Below are 18,757 nucleotides of genomic sequence, written 5' to 3'. Positions count from 1 at the left end.
GCCCCTCCTCCCCAGCGAGGAGATCCGGGCCGTTGTCCACGGATGCCCGTCTCCGCCCCGTGCCGGGGCTCCGGCGATGCCTACCGTCGTGGTCGTGGCATCCCTCCCTTCCCCCGCACGCATCGCCCCGGCCGGAACCCGGCCGGTGGCGCAGGGCGACGGCGCGGTCGCGGCCGACGACGACGCCGCGGTGACCTTCCTCCGCCCTTTCCTCGACGACCCCCTCGTCACCGACCTCTTCATCAACGGAGAGGACGGCCTGTTCGTCGATCGGGGCGCGGGGATCGAGCGCGTGGCGTCGTGGCGGGCGACCGAGACGGAGGTGCGCCGTCTGGCCGTCCGGCTGATCGCGCGAGGCGGACGGCATCTCGACGATGCTTCTCCGTGCGTCGACGTGCGCTGGGAGCGGGGCGTCCGGGTGCACGCGGTACTGGCCCCCGTCGCCACCCGCGGGAGGACCATCTCCATCCGCGTCCCCCGGTGGCATGCACCCGACCTCGCGCTGCTGCAACGGGCCGGGATGCTGTCGGCCGCGCAGCGCGAGCGTCTTGAGGACTTCGTGGACCGACGCGAGAACGTGCTCATCACGGGGGCGACGGGCGCGGGGAAGACGACTCTGCTCTCCGCCCTGCTGTCATCCGCGCCCCCGACGGAGCGTGTCATCACCATCGAGGAGGTGGCGGAGCTGCGTCCCGCGCATCCTCACCACATCGCCCTCGAGGCCCGCCAGGCCAACATCGAGGGAGCAGGCGGCATCCCCCTCGCGCGGCTCCTCAGGGAGGCGCTGCGCATGCGGCCCGATCGTCTCGTTCTGGGGGAGTGTCGCGGCGAAGAGCTGCGCGAGCTCCTGATGGCCTTGAACACCGGACACGACGGGGGCGCCGGCACGCTCCATGCGAGCAGCCTCGCCGACGTCGCGACGCGTCTGGAGGCGCTGGGCGCACTCTCCGGAATGGATGCCGTGACCACGGCGCGGCAGGTCGTGAGCGCCGTCGGCGCGGTGGTGCATGTGGAGCGCTCGGACGGACTCCGACGAGTGACAGCGTGGGGGCGCCCCGTCCTGCGCGGCCGCCGACTGACCATCCGCCCGCAGGAGTGGTCGTGACGGCGCCGAAGAGCGACCCGTACGCGACCGTGGTGCGGCTCGCGGTGCTGCTGGGTGGCGGAGCCGCGCCCGCCCTCGCGTGGCAGCACCTGGCGGTGGGAGGGGATCCCGCCGTGCGGGCCGCCGCCCGAGCCGCCGAGGGCGGCGATGACGTCGGCGTCGTACTCGCCGCCGCCGGAGGGGCCTGGGCCGACATCGCCGCCGTCTACAGCGTCGCCGTCGAGACGGGCGCACCGTTGGCGGAGACGCTCCGTTCCGTCGCGGGGGCCCTTCGCGATGCAGCCGAAGTCACCTCGGACGTGCGTGTCGCGGTGGCCGAGCCGCTCGCGACGGCCCGCCTGCTCGGCTGGCTCCCCGTTGCCGGCGTGCCGTTGGGGATGCTCCTCGGAGCAGATACCGCCGGCACGCTCCTCGCCGATCCGATCGGGCGCGGGTGCCTGGCCGGCGGAGTCGCCCTGGTATTTGCTGCGCGTGTCTGGACGCGGCGGCTGGCGCGGTCCGCGCGTCCGTCAGCGACGGTGCCGGGTCTCGAAGCCGAGTTGTGGGCGGTCGCGCTCTCCGCGGGCGCGTCCCCCGAGCGGGCCCGGACCGTGATCGCGCGCCGCGCGCGCAGCCCCGGCGAGTCCGGGGCGCGTGCCATCGACGAGACGCTCGACCTGGCGCTGCGAGCCGGCATCCCCGCCGCCGAGCTGCTCCGCGCCGACGCCTGGGCGTCGCGACACCGGGCACGCACCGACGGTCGAGAGGCGGCCGCACGCCTGTCGACGCGGCTGCTCCTCCCGCTGGGCATCTGCACCTTGCCCGCGTTCCTCCTGCTCGCCGTCGCCCCGATCGTGCTCGGCCTGCTCCGCTCCGGCGTCGTCCCCTGACCACGTCGTCGACCCGAATGCCTCTGAAGAACAAGGAGAACCCATGTCCGACCTCGACCCCCGATCCCTCTTCGCCCGCGACACGTCGCCGTTCCCGCTCCTGACCGGAGCCGGCGCGCGACGCGTGTTCCTCGACGAGCGCGGCGCCGCCACCGCGGAGTACGCCATCGCGACGATGGCCACCGTGGCGAAAAAAGACGTACCGAAGGTTTATCCCAGGCCCCTGTCGTGCGTATCACGAAGGACAGACAGGAGACGCCATGAAGGTTGGCATCTACGTACGCCAGAGCGTGCGTGAGGAACAGGGAATCGAACAACAGAGGAGAGAGTGCGTAGCTGAAGTAGAGCGGCGCGGCTGGAGTGTCAAGGAGACGTACGTCGACAACGACGTGTCCGCGTCGAAGGCGCGTGGAGCAGGAACGGCCTGGGCTCGCATGCTGGCCGACATCGACGCGGGGCTGATCGACTGCGTCCTGGTCGTTGCAGTGGACAGGCTCATGCGTCGACTGTCGGATGTGCTGGAGGTAAGGCCGCCGCGTCGAGACGTGCGAATCCTCGTCGTGAGAGGTGGGATCGACACGAGCGATGCGATGGGGTTCTTCATCCTGAGTTTGTTCGTCTTGGTGGCGGAGAACGAGATCAACACCAAGTCTCAGCGCGCTATCCCCTATCGGGCGGCGAGGAACGCGCACGGACACCCGTCGTCGGGGAAAGTGCCATACGGATACCGATGGGTCGCGAAGCTCCGCCGGGACCCTGACGGGCGACGTTTTGAGATTGTGCCGGAGGAGGCGGCGGCGGTTCGTTTCATCTTCTCTGAGGTCATTGCAGGGTCGCCTCTGGGCATGGTGGCACGGGAACTGAACGCTGGCACAGCGCGAGATCCTGAGTCGGGCGAGGTGCTCACCGCGTCGACCCGCGCGACACGGAAAGGGACGCGGTGGATCCCATCTACTGTGCGGAGGGTTGCTATCTCACCTATGTACGCCGCGCTGTTGCCACCTATCGTTCCGGGCGCAGGGAACTATCGCGCCGAGGCGGTCGATCTCGACGCTTGCACCCCGGGCGTGTGGGAGCCCATCGTCGGCGAGGACGCGGTCCGCGCTGCGCGTTCGGTTCTGATCGATCCCTCACGCAGAAAGCAACAGGGAACCTCTCGACGGTGGCTACTCTCGGGACTCGCCGTCTGTGACGTTTGCGGTAGCCGCGTGCGCTCGGCGCGTACCAAGGAGCGATACCAGGGATACCGGTGCCCGACAGGACACTTCCAGCGCTCCGGCGAGATCCTGGACCGCTACGTCGAGCAGGTGGTCATCGAGCGACTGAGCGCCCCTGACGCGGCGTCGCTCATCCAACCTGCGCCCGGGGTGGATCTCGACGCTCTCAGGGCGCGGGAGGGTGCTCTGCGGGGTGTTCGTGCGACGCTGCTCGATCTCGCTGCGTCTGGCACGTTCAGCGCGACAGAGATCCGAGACAGGGCCGCACCCATTGACGATGAGCTGGTAGAGGTCACAGCCTCCATCGGTGCTGCGCTGTCCGTCGATCCGTTCGCCTCCGTGGTCACGGCTTCGGACGTGCGAGCGGCCTGGGACGCGCTCACCCTCGCACGGAAACGCCGCATCGTGTCCGAACTGTTCGTGCTCGTCATACGCCCTGTAGGTAAGGGCGTCCGGGTGACCACTCTGGAGCAAGCCGCTGCGTCCGTAGCGGTGATCTGGAATCGACCGGGGCGTCACCACGTAGCCCTGCCCGCGCTCGCAAATGAGGCGCTGGTCGCTGCGGACATGGGTATCTACTCGGCGTTGTCGGACGGCGTGAGGGCGGCGCTGGCGCACGCGCTCGACGCCTGATCGCTGGGCATGGGCTGACGATGTCGGGGGTGGGCCGTAGCTTCTGCCCATGCCCTCACGCCGCCTGACTCCGCGCGTCGCGCTCGATGTCGCGATGTCGTCGGTGCTCACGCGAAACATCCGGACGGGCGACCCCGAGCCCGTCATCGCGGAGCTTCGAGCGCTCGCCGGGGAGGATGTCGACCTACTGCGCGAGGTGTGCGGCCTGGCGGTCGGGTACTACCGCGACGGGTACTCAGCGGTGCTGTGCGACGCCTTGGAGGCCCAGATCGACGGCCTGGGCTCATGGATCGAGCTAGGCCGTAGTCGTCGCGCACGTGGCGTCCATGGTGGCCCTGAGCAACGCTGGGCCTAGAGGGAGGTGATCGAGTGCGAGGTCCTGCCGGGCAGGTGCTTGGAGTCCTTCGTGGTGTCGATGTCACCCAAGCCCTTGGTCTCGGGGATGCCTGTTAGCTCCCAGGGTGTGGGGACGATGACGCTGCTCGGCCCGCCCTTCCACCGCTCTTCGAGCCAGATGCGAAGGGGGGTGCCATCGGTGGGAGCCAAGATGACTTTTGAGCCCTTGATGTCGCCCCGTGCTCGTTTCTCGCGCAGAGCCTTCGCATCCTGCACAGCGACCGCGGGGTGATACGTCCGGAACGTGCCGACATGGAGTTCTTGCCCAAGCACCTCGATGACGAAGTCGCTGTTAGATGTCGTCATGGCGCGCGGCTGACCATCGAGGATGTCTGGCCCATCATCTCCAGGCTCATCGGTGGCAGTGAGCGTCAAGGAGGCCATCTTGGGCGAGGTCGTCGCCACCCCTTCGGCCAGGAGGCGCGCGACGCGCACGTCTATGCGCTCCTCCACCGAAATCCTGTTCGGAACAGCGAAGCCGACCATGAACTCCCTCTCCAGGACGGCGAGATCGTCGACGATGCTCCACAGTGTCTCCCGAACCCTGGTGCCAGAGTCCGAGGGCGCGTAGCCCTCCGTCTGGAAGATCGACTGGCCGCGGATGAATATCTCGAAGTCATGGCCCTCGTCCATGTACTTGACGGTCTGGAGCACGGCTCGCGCCTCCGTGGCATTCATGCCAACCACGTCGTAGTGCATGTCGGCGTCGCCGTCAGTGCCCTCGTCGGGCTTACGGAACTCCATCGTGAGACCGGAGAAGTTGGCGTGAAGCATCAGGCCCCTCAGCCCGCGAGAGACCGCAGTGACCTCGCCAGGAAGTCGAGCGAGGTAGCCCGCTCCAGGCCGTCTCACGCGCAACTCCGCAGGAGCGGCCTCACTGAGCGACGGTGAGCCCAGTTCGAGCGCGGCGCTTTCACTTCGAGACGCGACCCATTCGGGCCCCTTCACCTCAAAGGTCCCCAGCACCTCAGGAGGGAGTCTGACCGGGCTGGTCGAGCCAAACTCCATCACGCGACGGAAGTGCTGTTGCAAGTCGGTGTGCTCCGGCCCGAACGTCGGCGCGATGGTGAAGCTGATGGGTTCCTTCTCGGGTGCGTCTGGTCGCTTGGCGTAGAAGGTCTCGGTTGTGACGCCGTGCTCGACAGAGACGTTGACGCCCCAGTAGATGCTGCGAGAGTCGGCAATCGCGGCGATGTCGCGCACCCGGTTCTGTAAATCGTCGGGCCCAGCCAGGGCGTCCTTCTCGTGCGCCGCGGTCTTCAAGAACGTGAGCGCATCGTCTCGCTGGGCCCAGGTGAGAAGGGTCGGGAACTTGGATAGCTCATCGTCCAGTGCAGCCTGTCCCCAAACGTGCATGCGGATGGCGCGTCCTTCGCGCATGGCTCCGACCGCCTGCTTCTCCTGCACGGTCGGATTCCGCGGCGTGACGAGGGTCCAGTCTTCGAGACCGTCAAGATCTCGCACGCTTTTGAAGGACCGCTTGACCTGAGCGCGCCGAGTCTTCCAGCCGCCCGACATTCCTTCGGGAAAAAACTTGAGTTGGTAGACGTGAACGGTGACGCCGTTGCGCTCGACGTACACGTCAAGGCCATCATCACCGCCGCGTCCGTCGATGACGTGCACCTGGATGTCCGGTTTCGACTCCCACATGCGCCGGATTAATGCTTCGACAACGCGGTCGAAGTAGGCGCGACTGTGCGCCCAGTTGACCATGTGCTCGTTCGTCATACTTCCCCCACCGAAGATCATCACATCGCCTCACCGAGGACGAGCGACGACGAGCCGTGTGGACATGACAGAGGCTCCCAGGACCCACACGGGGGAATCTGAGGGCCTGCGAGACGACGAGCGTCTAGTCGACGGGGGTGGGCTCGGTGGACTGCTTAGCGCTCAGGTAGCGGTAGACGGTCGCGCGGGAGCACTTCAAGGTGCGTGCGATGTCGGGCACCTTCTCGCCTTCGTCGTAGAGACGCTGGATCAGCTTGGCCTGCTTGGTGTCCAGGGAGCGGGGGCGTCCGCCGACGATGCCCTGCTCGCGCTTGTGGTTGAGCGCGGCGCGGGTGCGCTCGGAGTTGAAGTCGCGTTCCATCTGCGCGAAGACGGCCAGCATCCCGAGCATGCCGCGCCCGGTGGCCGTGGTCGTGTCGATGCCGTCGAGCGTTCGTACGTTGATGCCGCGACCGACCAGGGTTTCAATCGTGGTGATGACGTGCCCGCTGTTGCGGCCCATCCTGTCGAGCTTCCAGACGACGAGGGTGTCGCCAGGCTGGAGGCCGTTCTCGATCATCTGATCCCAGGCGGGGCGGCTCGTCTTGGTGCCGCTGACGCCTTGGTCGACGTAGATGTCACGGCCCTGGACGCCTGCGCTGATGAGCTTGTCGCGCTGGTAGGCCTCATCTTGCTCGGCGGTGCTCACTCGTGCGTATCCGATGAGTCGGCCCGTGTTCGTCGTCATGTCTCGATTGTCTCATATGTCGTGTCTCCAAAGCAACGGGTGCGCACCCGTTTGGAGACGCAATCCGTGAGACACCTTCGACCGGCGTGTCGGGCCCTTTCGGTAGTTCGGTGCGCTGTCTCGTCCGTGGATCGTTTCTAAGACGGCTCCGAAAACGTCAACCGTAGATTTCGGCTACCCGCCCGGGCCCGGTGCCCAGCATGGGGTTGCTGTGCCGACGCGCGATCCCAGCGAGCACACCCCACACCGGGGGCCGGTCGCTCGACACGGCCAGGGCGTGGCAGGCATCGAAGACGGGGCAGGACCGACAGAGCGGTGCGAGGTCTGCCGCGTTCGCGGTCTCGGAGGTGAAGCGGTCGTCGCCCGCGCACGACGGCTTGGCGTCGACCAAGGCCTCTCTGAGTGCGGCGTACGCCTTGGTGGGGGACGGCATCAGTCGCCGTCCGTCGAGAACAACGCCATGCCCGCGCGGTAGGCCTGCGTCCCTTGCGGCACTGGCACGTCGACCACGGCGTCGCCCTGCACGTGGAGACGGTGGAGGTCACCGGCGACGTGATACAGCGTCGCGGCGGGGTGCACGAGCACGAGGGCGTCTGACGCGATGGCGGCGGTCTTGTCGCTGTAGCCCACAGAGACGATCCGGACGCCCCTCACCGCGGGTTCTCCTGGAACTTGTCGCTCACGAAGTCGTCGGCGATCCACTGGGGGAGCTTGGACATCTCCCACAGCTTCCCCTCGCGCTCGGCAAGGACGTGCAGCGTGTGGTTTGGCTCCAGCACGAAGACAACCCACCCGCCCAGACGAGACTTGCTCACGCTGGCCTCCCAGCCAAGAGGGAGTCGGATCTTGAACCGACCGGCGCGCACGGTGGCGCAGGGGGTGGCCGGGTCCGGGCGGAACGGCGGCACGAGGGTCACGCCCGCCTCCTCCGCCGCTGCGAGGTACGCGGTGGCATCGGGGCCAAGGTTGGCGAGGTCGACGCGCATGTCGCCCCTGAGGACCTGCTGAGGGGCCGCGTTCGCCTGCTGAGGGGGTCGGCTGTAACCGGGCCGGTTGACGCCCGACGTGCGCCACGCGCCGATCTTGGAGGCGGGGTGTCTGCCCATGATGTGCTCGCTCTCGTGGTGGGGAAGGGCCCCGGGTGCGGGGGTGCCCGCTCCCCCGGAACCGAGACGGGAGAGCGGGCGTGCTCGGGTCGGCGGGAGAAGGGGTCGCCTTACCGAGCGGGGGCCGCGGGAGAGCCATGCCCAAGCTCTCGCGCGGAGTCGTGTTGAGTTTGCGAATCAGGCGGGCCGCGCGAGTCGGAGCAACTTGGCGAAGTCGGAGAGAGTCATCACCGTGTAGGCCTCGCTGATGTCGCGGGACGCGCGCCACTGCACCAAGGCCGAGATGTCCGCACCGGCGAGTCGGCCTGTCGCCACCGCCGTGCCCAGGTCGGTGTGCAGGCGGTGATCGAGTCTGCTGGTCACTGTCACGGCGACGCCCTTGGCGCTGATGTCGGGCCGCACGTCGCCGATGCGATCAGACAGCCGTGCAGGTCGCCTGTTCGCCGTTGCGTCGATACCCTCGGCGTCGAGGTACAGCGCCACCAACTCGGTCACCGCGCTGTGCGTCGCGCGATTTTTGTTGCCCGCGGGCGCTCCCGCGGCCATCAGGCGTCGCCCCCGCCCTCGCTGCTGGAGCCGAGGAACGGCTGACCGGCGCGGGCTGCGGCGAGGCGGGCCTTCCGGTCGGCCTCAGCCTCGCGGTCGGCGGCGGAGATGTACTTGGTGAACGAGTTCATCGGCTGCGCGGGACCGTAGCGGCGGTGGACCTCGGCGAGGGCTGCACGACGCTCGGCGTCCGTCCGCTGCGCATGCGCGTCGAGACGGGCTCGCTCCCGGGCATCAGCCCAGGCAGGGTCGCCGTATTCCCACGGCTCGAAGCCCTCGGGGGTCGGCCCAGGGGCGTAGAGCACACGGCCTTTGTGTGCGAGCTTCTGGAGTTCGGGATGATGCACGAGCGCGACGCCGCGATGACGCCCGAACCGGTCGCGGCTCGCCTCGATCATCTCAGCGGTGACGATGAACTGTTGACCCCGGAGGAGCACGTAGCCGCCCTCGAATCCACCTCGGTGAAGCGTCGTCCCCGAGACGAGGCAGTGCACAGTCTCGCCGGGGGTCGGGAGCTTGATGGCGGTCGCGCTCGCCGGGTTGGCCTCACGCTCTGCTGCGCGCTCACGCGCCTCGCGCAGGCGGCGCTGGCCGGTGGTCTCGGCGGGGGTGGTCTGCTCGGTCATGAGGTGATCTCGATTCCAGAATCGGGGTGGAGGTTGCGGATCTCGTCGGCGATCTCGGTTTGGTGCAGTGCATCGAGTTCGTCGGCCACGGCATCGACAGCGCGGTCTCCGCGACGGCCCACACGCACGACGGCAAGGGCCACATCCTGAGTCCAGGCATTGCGCGCGATGTCGAGTTCGCTGGACTCGCCGTTGGCCGTGAGGACGGCCAAGGCGCGTAGCTCGCTGTCGCCTGCTCGGAGCACTCCAGCACGGTCGCCTGCCTCGGCTGCTTCCAGGGCCGTCGTGCGAGCCCGCTGGGCGATGTCCGCGATGCGGGCGACGACGCTCGTGTAATCCAGGCCCAGGGCCCGCTCAGCGCGTTCCTGGAGGTCGGCACGGAGGTGGCCACCATCGAGGTGATGACGAAGACTCTCTCGGCCCGGGGCCCAGTGCTGCTGGGAAACGCGGGAAAGGCTGACCCCCTCGGCCAGGGCGATCTCGATCTGCTCGCGCTCATAGGCGGGCAGGGAACACACGCCGCACGGACGCCCTGGGCGTCGTGTCGGTGCGTTCGAGGTGGTCACGCATTGATTGTATCAATGCTTGTACCAGGGTTGCAACTTAATCTTTGTCTGACCTGGGGTTTAGTGCGCGTTACGCGCTAACGCGGAACGGGATGAGTCCAGGGCGGGGCGCAGGGAGGTGTCGTCGTCGTCGGGCGATGGTCGAGGGGTTCACCCCCAGGATGCTTGCCTGCTGACGCTTGCTCGTGACGCCCAAGGCGGCGAGCAGGGACATGCGGCCCAGATCGGAATCCGAGACTGCGACGGTGTACTGGTCGCGCGGGACCGTGGTGCTGGTCTCGGCCTTGGTGGCGGTGGCTGCGAACATTGTGTGGCGGAACCTCACACGAGGATGGGCCTGCCGCCATCGGTCCCACTCGATCCAGTCGTCCACGGCGTCGGCGTCACCACGGGCTGCACGGGCCAGGACATCGCGTAGGGACCCCTCACCGCTCCCCTCGCGTGGTTTCAGGATGTAGGTGATGGCGGAGTCGGTCGTGCTCCGCTGGGCGTACGAGGAGGGCGTGAGGCCGTGCTGACGGCAGGCGTCATCCCACAGGTCGAGAAGGAGTCGACGCTCGTCGTCGGCATTCCCGATGGGGACGATGATCCAGTGGTCATGCCAATTCCAGCGGGCATCTGGTCTGGTGACTTCGGTGGAGCGGAGGTAGGCCCTGGTCGTGTGATTCAGGCGGGCTAGTTTCAGAAACGAGGTTCGCACTCGGGCCAGGTCATCATGGCCACGGTGAAGATCACGATGCAGGTCCACGGAGAGCCGGATCGACAGGCACCATGGGTGATCGGCGAACTTGGCCAGGGCGTCCTGCTGTGCTCGTCGCGCTACGCGCTCGCCGCACGATGGACAGTCGGCGTATGCGCAGGACCACCCAGGGGTGCAGTCACGGAGTCGCTTTCGAGTGCTGTAGGCACTGATGAAGAGAGCCCTCTGGGAGGGGGGTTTCACAGGTGCCGAAGACTCACAAGAGAAGTCACTGTGTGCGGGTGCGGCGTCGGGTACGCTAATCACGAGAGATCGTTTCTTTAGCCGCCTCACCTCTTGCCGGAGGGGGGCGGCTTTCTCGTGCCCCAGGGCGGATGCGCTGATCCTACTCGCGATCTCGATCTTGCGCTGACCTGGGTTTTTCTTGCGCGTTACGCGCTAACTTTCCGAAACCTCTGACGTAGAAGGTGTTGAGCGCTCGCCGGGTTCGCCTGAGGGAACGGGCAGAACGCCCGACAGCTGAAGGAAGATAATGGCGATGCTGGCGATGATGCCCGTCGCGAGGGACACGATGATGCCATCGCGGTTGCGGACGAACCATCGGCGCAGCCTCCAGCGGGTTGCGCGAACAGATAGGTACGCATGCGGCGTCCCGCTCTCCCCTGCCGTGCTGTGGTGGACCACCTTTGAGAACGTCGTCCTAGCCCCGGCCCACCGTTTGCGGCTCCTCATGGCATCCACCGACTTCAGCACGCTGTAGCCGAAGGACTCGGCGTCAGCACGCGAGGGCACATTCCAGGTGACCTTCGCGGACGAAGTCTTGACGCCGTCGTCGACGAAAACGTAGGCGGCGAGCAAGAACAGATTCCCGCCGGGGTGCGCATCAGCGTTGATACGGATGCTTTTGAGTGATCCGCCGTAATCCTCGAACCGCTGCTGCAGACTCACCAGATCATTTGACTCAAATGAGATGTCCGTGGTGCTCAACGCGGTAAAGCTCGACTTCACCTGACTCCAGAGTGGACCCATCGCGCCCTCAATGAACTGGACGAGGTCGGACATGATGCGCCATGGGCGGACTGGCGCTGCCCAGCGGATGGCCACGTCTTGATAGAAGTCATCACTCACGCGACCGAGCGTATAGGTGTACGGAATACGCTCCAGGGAGCGACAGTGGCCGCTGTCGCTTTCGCGGGGCTGCTCGTCGTCATCATGCGCAGCGACGAGGTGCGCGGCATCCTCACCGACCTCGTGCGCCGCGCGCTCACCGTGCAATGACGACGCCTGGTCGGTCGCGGGCGGGCTCGAGCGTCCGGCCCGGGGAGCGGAAAACGGGCGCGGGTCGGAGACTCCCGCGGGGAGGGTCTGTCACGGCCGCGGGTACGCGCGTGCAGCGTCAGGATCGGGGTGCGACCGGGATACCGCTCTCCCCACTGGGGGAGCGGGGCGCCGTCGCGGCCGAGTTCGCCGTGACCCTCCCCGCCGTGCTCATCGTCCTGGCGCTCGGGGTGGGGGTGCTCGGCACGGCCATGACGACGCTCCGTCTGCAGCAGGCGGCGACCGAGGGAGCGCGGCTCCTCGGTCGGGGGGACGACGCGGGGGCGTCGGCGGCGCTCGCCGCGGCCGGCGGCTCGATGACCGTGATGCGCGGCGACGGTCTCGTCTGCGTGTCGACGTCGGCGACGCGCTCCATCCCGATCGCCCTTCCGCTCCCGCCCGCGGAGGCGCGGGCCTGCGCCCTCGACGGCGGCCGCTGATGGCGGGTAGCGCGTCGACCGTCGGCGTCGTGGCGGTCGTCGCCGCCCTGACGGTGGCGGTGGCCGCGGTCGGCGGTGCTGCGGTGACCGCGCGGCGGGTGGCGGGGACGGCGGATGCGGCGGCTCTCGCGGCGGCCGACACGGCCAGTGGTGCGGTGACCGGCTACCCGTGCGACGCCGCCGCACGGGTGACCGCCGCAGCGGGGTGGGAGCTGGCGGAGTGCCATGTCGACGGCCTGGTCGCCACGGTCACGGTCGCCGGGGCGTACGGTGGAGTTCCCCTCGATGCGCGCTCGCGAGCCGGACCTCCCGTCGTCTCGAGCCCGTGAGACCTCCCGGAACCCGAACAGGGAGGCGTGTGTATGGTGTGCATCGAAGAAAGGACCCCAGTGGCAAACGGAAAGAAGCTCGTCATCGTCGAGTCCCCGACGAAGATGAAGTCGATCCAGGGATACCTCGGCGACGACTACGAGGTGCTCAGCTCGGTCGGTCACATCCGCGACCTCGCGTCGAAGAAAGAGATCCCGGCCGACAAGAAGGCGGCGTACGGCAAGTACTCCATCGACGTCGAGAACGACTTCGATCCCTTCTACGTGGTCAACGATCGCAAGACGAAGACGGTCGCCGAGCTCAAGCGCGCGCTGAAGACCGCCGACGAAGTCCTGCTCGCCACTGATGGTGACCGCGAAGGCGAAGCCATCGCGTGGCACCTGCTCGAGGTCCTCAAGCCCAAGGTCCCCGTCCGCCGCATGATCTTCCACGAGATCACCAAGGACGCCATCCGTGACGCGGCGGAGCACACGCGCGACCTCGATGTCTCGCTCGTCGACGCACAGGAGACGCGTCGCGTCCTCGACCGCCTCTACGGCTGGGACGTCTCGCCGGTGCTCTGGCGCAAGGTCGGTTCCGGTCGCGAGGGCACGGCGCTGAGCGCCGGCCGCGTGCAGTCGGCCGCCACGCGCATGGTCGTCGAGCGCGAGCGCGAGCGCATGGCGTTCGTCTCGGCGTCGTACTGGGACGTCGAAGCGCTCGCCTCGCGGTCGGGTTCGTCGTTCACCACGCGACTGAACCGTCTTGATGGGGCTCCCATCGCCCGCGGTGGGGACTACGACGACAACGGTCAGCTCAAGAAGGCCGTCGTGGTGCTCGATGAGGCGGCCGCCCGTGCGCTGGCCGACGCGATCACCGCCGCCGGTCGCGCCACGGTGTCGAAGGTCGAGGCGAAGCCGGGTACCCGCAGCCCTCGCGCGCCCTTCACGACGTCCACCATGCAGCAGGAGGCCGGTCGCAAGCTCTCGATGAGCGCGAAGCACGCCATGGGCGTGGCGCAGCGTCTGTACGAGAAGGGCTTCATCACCTATATGCGAACCGACTCGGTCGCGCTGTCGGGACAGGCCATCTCGGCCGCCCGCGCGCAGGCTGTGGCTCTGTACGGCGACAAGGCCGTCCCCGCGAACCCCCGCGTCTACAAGAGCAAGTCGAAGAACGCCCAGGAGGCGCACGAGGCCATCCGCCCCTCGGGCGAGACCTTCCGCACCCCTGCTTCGCTGGCCTCGTCGCTCGACCGCGACGAGCAGAAGCTCTACGACCTCATCTGGAAGCGCACCGTCGCCAGCCAGATGGCGGATGCCAAATACGAGACGACGACGGTCACCCTCACGGTGCAGGCCGCCGCGCAGGTCGCCGAGTTCACGGCATCCGGGACCGTCTACACCTTCAAGGGCTTCCTGGAGGCCTACGAAGAAGGCGCCGACGAGAAGCGCAACGACGACGACGCCGACCAGTCGCTGCCTGCTGTCGCGGTGGGCGACGAGCTCTCGATGAACGACGTCGAGCCCAAGGGGCACAGCACCTCTCCCAAGCCGCGCTACACCGAGGCGAGCCTGGTCAAGGCGCTGGAGGAGAAGGGCATCGGTCGCCCGTCGACCTTCGCGAGCATCATCGGCGTGATCCTCGACCGCGGCTACGTCACCAAGCGGGGGCAGGCGCTCGTCCCGAGCTGGCTCGCTTTCAGCGTGGTGCGGCTGCTCGAGGAGCATTTCGCCGACCTCGTCGACTACGACTTCACGGCAGCACTCGAAGACGACCTCGATGCGATCGCCCGCGGCGAGCAGCGTCGCACCGAGTGGCTCAAGTCGTTCTACTTCGGGTCGGAGAAGCAGGTCGGCCTGCGTCACATCGTCGACAACCTCGGCGAGATCGATGCCCGCGAGCTCAACTCGACGCGCATCACCGACACGGCCACGCTGCGGTTCGGCAAGTACGGTCCCTACCTCGAGGTCGCCGACCCCTCGGGCGACGCCGAGGCCAAGCCGCGGATCGTCAACATTCCGGAAGACCTGGCGCCCGACGAGCTCACCCCCGAGAAGGCCCAGGAGCTGATCGACGCGCCCGTCGCCGGCGACCGCGTGCTGGGGGAGAACCCTGAGAACGGCAAGCTCGTCGTCGTCAAGGACGGTCGCTTCGGCCCCTACGTGCAGGAGGTCGACGCCGAGGAGCCCGAAGAGGTCGATCAGGCCACGGGAGAGGTCGTCGAGGCCCCGAAGAAGCGCGGTGCCAAGAAGGAGGCGGCCCCGAAGCCCCGCACGGCGTCGCTGTTCCGGTCGATGTCGGTCGACACCATCGAGCTCGACGCCGCCCTGCAGTTGCTCTCTCTTCCGCGCGTCGTGGGCGCCGACCCGTCGACGGGTGACGAGATCACCGCGCAGAACGGTCGCTTCGGTCCGTACTTGAAGAAGGGCACCGATTCGCGGTCGCTCGACAACGAGCAGCAGATCTTCGACATCACGCTCGAGGAGGCGCTGGCGAAGTACGCCGAGCCGAAGTACGGCGCGCGTCGCGCGTCGAGCGCTCTCAAGGAGTTCGATGCCGATCCGGTGAGCGGGAAGCCGATCAAGCTCAAGGACGGTCGCTTCGGGCCGTACGTCACCGACGGGGAGACGAACGCCACGGTTCCCCGCGGCGAGAACGCGATGGAGATCACCTTCGAGCGCGCGGTCGAGCTGATCGCCGACAAGCGCGCCAAGGGACCGGCACCCAAGAAGACGACCACCGCGCGGAAGACGGCTGCCACCAAGACGACGGCCGCCAAGACCGCCGCTGCCAAGACCACGGCTGCCAAGACTACGGCGACCAAGACCGCCGCGGCGAAGACGGCCGCCGCCAAGACGACCGCGACGCGGACGACGGCGGCCAAGACCACGGCTGCCAAGACGACGGCGGCCAAGACGACGACGGCCAAGACCACCGCGGCCAAGACGACCTCGACCACCCGCAAGGCCCCGGCGAAGAACTCGTGACCGGCCTCGAACCCCGGCCGCTGCACGCCCCTCGGGCGGCGTCGGCCGGGGGTCCCGGCTTGTTCGTCACCTTCGAGGGGGGAGACGGCGCGGGCAAGACGACCCAGGCGTCGATGCTCGAGGAGTGGCTCACGGACGACGGGCGCACTGTCGTGCGCACCCGCGAGCCGGGCGGCACCGAGGTGGGCGTGCGCATCCGCGAGATCGTCCTGCACCACCGCGGTCACATCGCCGCGCGTGCCGAAGCGCTGCTGTACGCCGCCGATCGGGCGCACCATGTGGAGACCGTCGTGCAGCCGGCCATCGCCCGTGGCGATGTCGTCATCCAGGACCGTTATCTCGACTCGTCGGTGGCCTATCAGGGTGCGGGCCGGGTGCTCGACGCCGATGACGTGCGAGCGCTGTCGCTGTGGGCGACCGGAGGCCTGCTCCCCGACCTGACCGTGCTGCTCGACCTCGACCCGACGGCCGCGCGTCAGCGGCTCGACGCCGATGACAAGCCGTTCGATCGGCTCGAGGCGGAGAAGAACGACTTCCACGCCCGAGTCCGCGAGGGTTTCCTGGCCCTCGCACGACGCGAGCCCGATCGGTTCGTCGTCCTCGACGCGACGCAGACGCCCGAGGTCCTGGCCGCTCGGGTACGGGACGCCGTCGCCGCGCGGCTCCGCTGAGCCGGACGTGCACCGACAGTCGATGCTCAGCAGCGCTGTCCGACCCCGGGATTAGGCTGGAACGCATGTCCGTCGCGCTCGAGCCGTCTCCGCGGGCCGCCGGCGCGGCCCCCTTCCCATGGGACGCCGTGTGGGGTCAGGACGAGGCCGTCGCGGCCCTGCGCCATGCGGCATCCGACCCCTCCGCGCTCGCCCACGCGTGGCTCATCACCGGGCCGCCCGGTTCGGGGCGTTCGACGCTCGCCTACGCGTTCGCCGCGGAGCTCATCGCCGACCCGGGCGACGAGCGGGCGCAGCATCAGGTGCTCGCGCGGACGCACCCCGATCTCACCGCTCTGCGGACGGAGCAGGTCGTCATCCGCATCGACGAGGCGCGCCGTCTCGTCGAGCGCGCGTCCTTCGCGCCCTCGCTCGGTCGGCACCGCGTCATCGTCGTCGAAGACGCCGATCGCATGGCCGAGCGCACGTCGAACGTGCTGCTGAAGGCTCTCGAGGAGCCGCCGGAGAAGACCGTCTGGGTGCTCTGCGCCCCGAGTGACGCCGATCTGCTGCCCACCATCCGCTCGCGGGTGCGCGTTCTGCGGCTGCAGGAACCTTCCGTCGCCGATGTCGCAGGTCTCATCGTCGAGCGCACCGGGGTCACGCCCGACGTGGCCGAAGAGTCGGCGCGTCACGCGCAGAGGCACATCGGCATGGCTCAGCGTCTGGCCACCGACGACGACGCCCGGGCGCGACGCGCCGAGACCCTCGCGGCCGTGCTGGCCGTGCGGGGGGTCGGCGACGCCGTCGAGGTCGCGGGGCAGATCGTGCGCCTGGCCACGGAGGACGCCAAGGCGCTCACCGCCACTCGCGACGAGGAGGAGCGACGTGCTCTGCTGCGCATGCTCGGGGTTGCCGAGGGGGCCGCGGTCCCGCCCTCGGTGCGGGGGCAGGTGAACGCGCTGGAAGACGATCAGAAGCGCCGGGCCACGCGGAGCCTGCGCGACGGCATCGATCGTGTGCTCACCGATCTGCAATCGCTGTTCCGCGATGTCGTGATGGTCCAATACGGCCGCGAGGCCGACCTGGTCAACGTCGAACGCCTCGACGCTCTGCGCGCGCTGGCGACGCAGTGGACGCCCGCGCGCACCCTCGGCGTCCTCGATCGCATCTCGGCGACGCGCCGCAACCTCGAGCAGAACGCCGCGCCGCTGCTCGCCCTGGAGAGCCTCATGATCACCGTGGCGAACGGTTCGGCCCCGTGAGCCTGCGACGGCGCCTGACCGCGCTGATTGCAGGTCTCGCGGGCGTCGCGCTGGCACTGACGGGCTGCCTCTATGCACAGATCCCGCCCATGGCCCCCGACGGCGGTCGCTCCCTCGCCCCTCAGACGGAGGGCATCGATGCCGCTCTGCTGCCCTACTACGGCCAGACGCTGACCTGGACCGCGTGCGGCAGCGCCGGCTTCGACTGCACCACCGTCACCGCCCCGCGCGACTACTCCGACCCCTCTGCGGGTGAGTTGCAGCTCGCCGTCATCCGGCACCGCGCGACCTCCGGCGAACCGCTCGGGTCGTTGTTGACCAACCCGGGCGGCCCGGGGGTGAGCGGCGTCGACACCGTCCGCGACTCGTTGTCGCTCGTCGCCGACGAAGCGCTGACGCGATCCTTCGACGTGATCGGGTTCGACCCCCGCGGCGTGGGCCGGTCGACGGCGGTGTCGTGCTACGACGCCGCCGGAATGGATGCCTACCTGTACGACGTCCCGCCGGGCGCGCGCGGCAGCGACGAGCGCAACGCGGCCCTCGAGCAGCGGCAGGCGGACTTCGCGAAGGCCTGCGAGGCGGGGAGCGACGGCATCCTGCCCTACATCTCCACGGAGAACGCGGCGCGCGACATGGATCTGCTGCGCGCCGTCCTCGGCGACGAGAAGCTGAACTACCTCGGCTTCTCGTACGGCTCCCTGCTCGGTGCGACCTACGCCGGGCTCTTCCCGGAGCGCGTGGGGCGCATGGTGCTCGACGGCGGCATCGATCCGAGTCTCGCCGGGAGCGAGAGCGGAATCGCCCAGGCGGTCGGCTTCGAGAACGCGCTGCGGGCGTTCATGGCCGATTGCCTGCGCACCTCGGAGTGCCCGTTCTCGGGTTCGGTCGACGATGCGATGGATGACGTGGCCTCGCTGCTCGCCCGCGCCGACGCGCGCCCTCTCGCGGGCTCCGACGGACGCCTGCTCGGCGCCGACACGCTGCTGACGGCCATCGTCGCCGCACTGTACAGCGACCAGAACTGGCCGTATCTGCGCGTGGCCCTCGCCGACGTGCAGAACGGCGACGCCTCCGTCGCCTTCCAGCTCGCCGACTTCTACAACGGCCGCGTCGACGGGCAGTACACCGACAACACCATGCAGGCCCTGCGCGCCTACAACTGCGTCGACTACCCCCGCGAGGACGACACCGACGAGACGGCGTTGCAGCAGGAGCTGGAGCAGAAGGCTCCGGTCGTCGCGCCCTACTGGGTGGGGCCCGACGCGTGCGCGGCCTGGCCGGCGCCGTCGACGGGCCGGCCGGCGGCCATCACGGCCCCGGGGTCGCCGCCCATCCTGGTGCTCGGCACGACCGGAGACCCGGCCACGCCCTACGCCGAGGCCCAGGCGCTCGCCGATCAGCTCTCGCAGGGTGTCCTCGTCACCTACGTCGGCGAGGGCCACCTGGCCTACAACAAGGGCGATGACTGCGTGAACGGCGCGGTCGACGACTACCTCGTCGACGGCACCGTGCCCGGCCCCGATCTGCGCTGCGAGTAGCCCCATGGCGACGTCGTGCGCCTACGCTT

General features: G+C 68.6%; 21 protein-coding genes and 1 pseudogene. 12 read left to right on the top strand and 10 right to left on the bottom strand.

What is annotated here, in order from left to right:
- Nucleotides 1-76: 76 nt before the first annotated feature.
- Genes ACFZA2_RS14135 through ACFZA2_RS14115 form a run of 5 tightly spaced genes read left to right on the top strand, consistent with a single transcriptional unit; the run spans nucleotide 77 to nucleotide 4,179 of the window.
- A complete protein-coding gene (locus tag ACFZA2_RS14135; protein WP_391406029.1) occupies nucleotides 77-1,105 on the top strand; it encodes a TadA family conjugal transfer-associated ATPase in 1,029 nt (342 codons plus the stop codon).
- A complete protein-coding gene (locus tag ACFZA2_RS14130) occupies nucleotides 1,102-1,974 on the top strand; it encodes a pilus assembly protein TadB (RefSeq protein ID WP_391406025.1) in 873 nt (290 codons plus the stop codon). The genes ACFZA2_RS14135 and ACFZA2_RS14130 overlap by 4 nt, the downstream gene beginning before the upstream one ends.
- A gap of 43 nt (nucleotides 1,975-2,017) precedes the next feature.
- Nucleotides 2,018-2,272 carry a DUF4244 domain-containing protein gene (locus tag ACFZA2_RS14125; RefSeq protein WP_391406022.1) on the top strand — a complete coding sequence of 85 codons (255 nt, stop codon included), beginning with the start codon at nucleotides 2,018-2,020 and terminating at the stop codon, nucleotides 2,270-2,272.
- Entirely contained in the window at nucleotides 2,235-3,824 is a 1,590-nt protein-coding gene (locus ACFZA2_RS14120; RefSeq protein ID WP_391406019.1) for a recombinase family protein, read from the top strand. The genes ACFZA2_RS14125 and ACFZA2_RS14120 overlap by 38 nt, the downstream gene beginning before the upstream one ends.
- 49 nt (nucleotides 3,825-3,873) lie before the next feature.
- The gene (locus tag ACFZA2_RS14115; RefSeq protein WP_391406017.1) at nucleotides 3,874-4,179 is read left to right on the top strand and encodes a hypothetical protein; all 306 of its coding nucleotides are present in this window, start codon (nucleotides 3,874-3,876) and stop codon (nucleotides 4,177-4,179) included.
- Here ACFZA2_RS14115 and ACFZA2_RS14110 read toward each other — a convergent pair.
- The 10 genes from ACFZA2_RS14110 to ACFZA2_RS14065 all read right to left on the bottom strand — a co-directional run bounded on the left by ACFZA2_RS14110 (nucleotide 4,176) and on the right by ACFZA2_RS14065 (nucleotide 11,347).
- The gene (locus ACFZA2_RS14110; protein ID WP_391406014.1) at nucleotides 4,176-5,948 is read right to left on the bottom strand and encodes a hypothetical protein; all 1,773 of its coding nucleotides are present in this window, start codon (nucleotides 5,946-5,948) and stop codon (nucleotides 4,176-4,178) included. The genes ACFZA2_RS14115 and ACFZA2_RS14110 overlap by 4 nt on opposite strands.
- Before the next feature lie 124 nt (nucleotides 5,949-6,072).
- Nucleotides 6,073-6,675, bottom strand: coding sequence for a recombinase family protein (locus ACFZA2_RS14105; protein WP_391406011.1), 603 nt, complete (start codon nucleotides 6,673-6,675; stop codon nucleotides 6,073-6,075).
- Between the two features lie 157 nt (nucleotides 6,676-6,832).
- Nucleotides 6,833-7,108: a WhiB family transcriptional regulator gene (locus ACFZA2_RS14100; protein ID WP_391406008.1), complete on the bottom strand. Its 276-nt coding sequence runs from the start codon at nucleotides 7,106-7,108 to the stop codon at nucleotides 6,833-6,835.
- Nucleotides 7,108-7,329, bottom strand: a complete 222-nt coding sequence (locus ACFZA2_RS14095; RefSeq protein WP_391406005.1) for a hypothetical protein — start codon at nucleotides 7,327-7,329, stop codon at nucleotides 7,108-7,110. The genes ACFZA2_RS14100 and ACFZA2_RS14095 overlap by 1 nt, the downstream gene beginning before the upstream one ends.
- Nucleotides 7,326-7,781 carry a hypothetical protein gene (locus tag ACFZA2_RS14090; protein ID WP_391406002.1) on the bottom strand — a complete coding sequence of 152 codons (456 nt, stop codon included), beginning with the start codon at nucleotides 7,779-7,781 and terminating at the stop codon, nucleotides 7,326-7,328. Before ACFZA2_RS14090 ends, ACFZA2_RS14095 begins: the two co-directional genes overlap by 4 nt.
- A 177-nt stretch (nucleotides 7,782-7,958) precedes the next feature.
- Entirely contained in the window at nucleotides 7,959-8,327 is a 369-nt protein-coding gene (locus tag ACFZA2_RS14085; RefSeq protein ID WP_391405999.1) for a hypothetical protein, read from the bottom strand.
- On the bottom strand, nucleotides 8,327-8,953 hold the full coding sequence (locus ACFZA2_RS14080) for a hypothetical protein (RefSeq protein ID WP_391405996.1): 627 nt from the start codon (nucleotides 8,951-8,953) through the stop codon (nucleotides 8,327-8,329). The genes ACFZA2_RS14085 and ACFZA2_RS14080 overlap by 1 nt, the downstream gene beginning before the upstream one ends.
- Nucleotides 8,950-9,519 (bottom strand): hypothetical protein, encoded by a 570-nt coding sequence (locus tag ACFZA2_RS14075; RefSeq protein WP_391405993.1) that lies wholly within the window; start codon nucleotides 9,517-9,519, stop codon nucleotides 8,950-8,952. The genes ACFZA2_RS14080 and ACFZA2_RS14075 overlap by 4 nt, the downstream gene beginning before the upstream one ends.
- A 70-nt stretch (nucleotides 9,520-9,589) precedes the next feature.
- Nucleotides 9,590-10,267: a hypothetical protein gene (locus tag ACFZA2_RS14070; RefSeq protein ID WP_391405990.1), complete on the bottom strand. Its 678-nt coding sequence runs from the start codon at nucleotides 10,265-10,267 to the stop codon at nucleotides 9,590-9,592.
- A gap of 390 nt (nucleotides 10,268-10,657) precedes the next feature.
- Nucleotides 10,658-11,347 (bottom strand): hypothetical protein, encoded by a 690-nt coding sequence (locus ACFZA2_RS14065; protein WP_391405987.1) that lies wholly within the window; start codon nucleotides 11,345-11,347, stop codon nucleotides 10,658-10,660.
- Between the two features lie 39 nt (nucleotides 11,348-11,386).
- On the opposite strand from ACFZA2_RS14065, the pseudogene ACFZA2_RS14060 reads away from it, so the two are divergent.
- From ACFZA2_RS14060 to ACFZA2_RS14030, 7 genes and pseudogenes are all read left to right on the top strand, one after another.
- A pseudogene (locus ACFZA2_RS14060) lies at nucleotides 11,387-11,497 on the top strand (DUF4244 domain-containing protein); the annotation flags it as partial.
- Nucleotides 11,498-11,607: 110 nt separating this feature from the next.
- A complete protein-coding gene (locus ACFZA2_RS14055; RefSeq protein ID WP_391405984.1) occupies nucleotides 11,608-11,976 on the top strand; it encodes a TadE family protein in 369 nt (122 codons plus the stop codon).
- Nucleotides 11,976-12,305, top strand: coding sequence for an Rv3654c family TadE-like protein (locus tag ACFZA2_RS14050; protein WP_363389985.1), 330 nt, complete (start codon nucleotides 11,976-11,978; stop codon nucleotides 12,303-12,305). Before ACFZA2_RS14055 ends, ACFZA2_RS14050 begins: the two co-directional genes overlap by 1 nt.
- Before the next feature lie 60 nt (nucleotides 12,306-12,365).
- The gene (gene topA, locus ACFZA2_RS14045; RefSeq protein WP_391405980.1) at nucleotides 12,366-15,275 is read left to right on the top strand and encodes a type I DNA topoisomerase; all 2,910 of its coding nucleotides are present in this window, start codon (nucleotides 12,366-12,368) and stop codon (nucleotides 15,273-15,275) included.
- Nucleotides 15,272-15,946: a dTMP kinase gene (tmk, locus tag ACFZA2_RS14040; protein ID WP_391405977.1), complete on the top strand. Its 675-nt coding sequence runs from the start codon at nucleotides 15,272-15,274 to the stop codon at nucleotides 15,944-15,946. Before topA ends, tmk begins: the two co-directional genes overlap by 4 nt.
- Nucleotides 15,947-16,011: 65 nt before the next feature.
- Entirely contained in the window at nucleotides 16,012-17,190 is a 1,179-nt protein-coding gene (locus tag ACFZA2_RS14035; protein WP_391405974.1) for a DNA polymerase III subunit delta', read from the top strand.
- Nucleotides 17,187-18,728, top strand: coding sequence for an alpha/beta hydrolase (locus tag ACFZA2_RS14030; protein WP_391405971.1), 1,542 nt, complete (start codon nucleotides 17,187-17,189; stop codon nucleotides 18,726-18,728). Before ACFZA2_RS14035 ends, ACFZA2_RS14030 begins: the two co-directional genes overlap by 4 nt.
- Nucleotides 18,729-18,757 lie beyond the last annotated feature (29 nt).

This window comes from Microbacterium sp. NPDC007973 (assembly GCF_042958465.1).
GTDB lineage: Bacteria > Actinomycetota > Actinomycetes > Actinomycetales > Microbacteriaceae > Microbacterium > Microbacterium galbum.
Note: the sequence above shows the minus strand (reverse complement) of the source record. Positions and strands in the feature narration are given on the sequence as shown.

What these genes read in the sequence shown, in the direction of transcription:
- ACFZA2_RS14135 (WP_391406029.1), top strand. Translation starts at nt 77, where the DNA reads ATGCCTACCGTCGTGGTCGTGGCATCCCTCCCTTCCCCCGCACGCATC.
- ACFZA2_RS14125 (WP_391406022.1), top strand. Translation starts at nt 2,018, where the DNA reads ATGTCCGACCTCGACCCCCGATCCCTCTTCGCCCGCGACACGTCGCCG.
- ACFZA2_RS14120 (WP_391406019.1), top strand. Translation starts at nt 2,235, where the DNA reads ATGAAGGTTGGCATCTACGTACGCCAGAGCGTGCGTGAGGAACAGGGA.
- ACFZA2_RS14115 (WP_391406017.1), top strand. Translation starts at nt 3,874, where the DNA reads ATGCCCTCACGCCGCCTGACTCCGCGCGTCGCGCTCGATGTCGCGATG.
- ACFZA2_RS14110 (WP_391406014.1), bottom strand. Translation starts at nt 5,948, where the DNA reads ATGACGAACGAGCACATGGTCAACTGGGCGCACAGTCGCGCCTACTTC.
- ACFZA2_RS14105 (WP_391406011.1), bottom strand. Translation starts at nt 6,675, where the DNA reads ATGACGACGAACACGGGCCGACTCATCGGATACGCACGAGTGAGCACC.
- ACFZA2_RS14100 (WP_391406008.1), bottom strand. Translation starts at nt 7,108, where the DNA reads ATGCCGTCCCCCACCAAGGCGTACGCCGCACTCAGAGAGGCCTTGGTC.
- ACFZA2_RS14090 (WP_391406002.1), bottom strand. Translation starts at nt 7,781, where the DNA reads ATGGGCAGACACCCCGCCTCCAAGATCGGCGCGTGGCGCACGTCGGGC.
- ACFZA2_RS14085 (WP_391405999.1), bottom strand. Translation starts at nt 8,327, where the DNA reads ATGGCCGCGGGAGCGCCCGCGGGCAACAAAAATCGCGCGACGCACAGC.
- ACFZA2_RS14080 (WP_391405996.1), bottom strand. Translation starts at nt 8,953, where the DNA reads ATGACCGAGCAGACCACCCCCGCCGAGACCACCGGCCAGCGCCGCCTG.
- ACFZA2_RS14050 (WP_363389985.1), top strand. Translation starts at nt 11,976, where the DNA reads ATGGCGGGTAGCGCGTCGACCGTCGGCGTCGTGGCGGTCGTCGCCGCC.
- ACFZA2_RS14035 (WP_391405974.1), top strand. Translation starts at nt 16,012, where the DNA reads ATGTCCGTCGCGCTCGAGCCGTCTCCGCGGGCCGCCGGCGCGGCCCCC.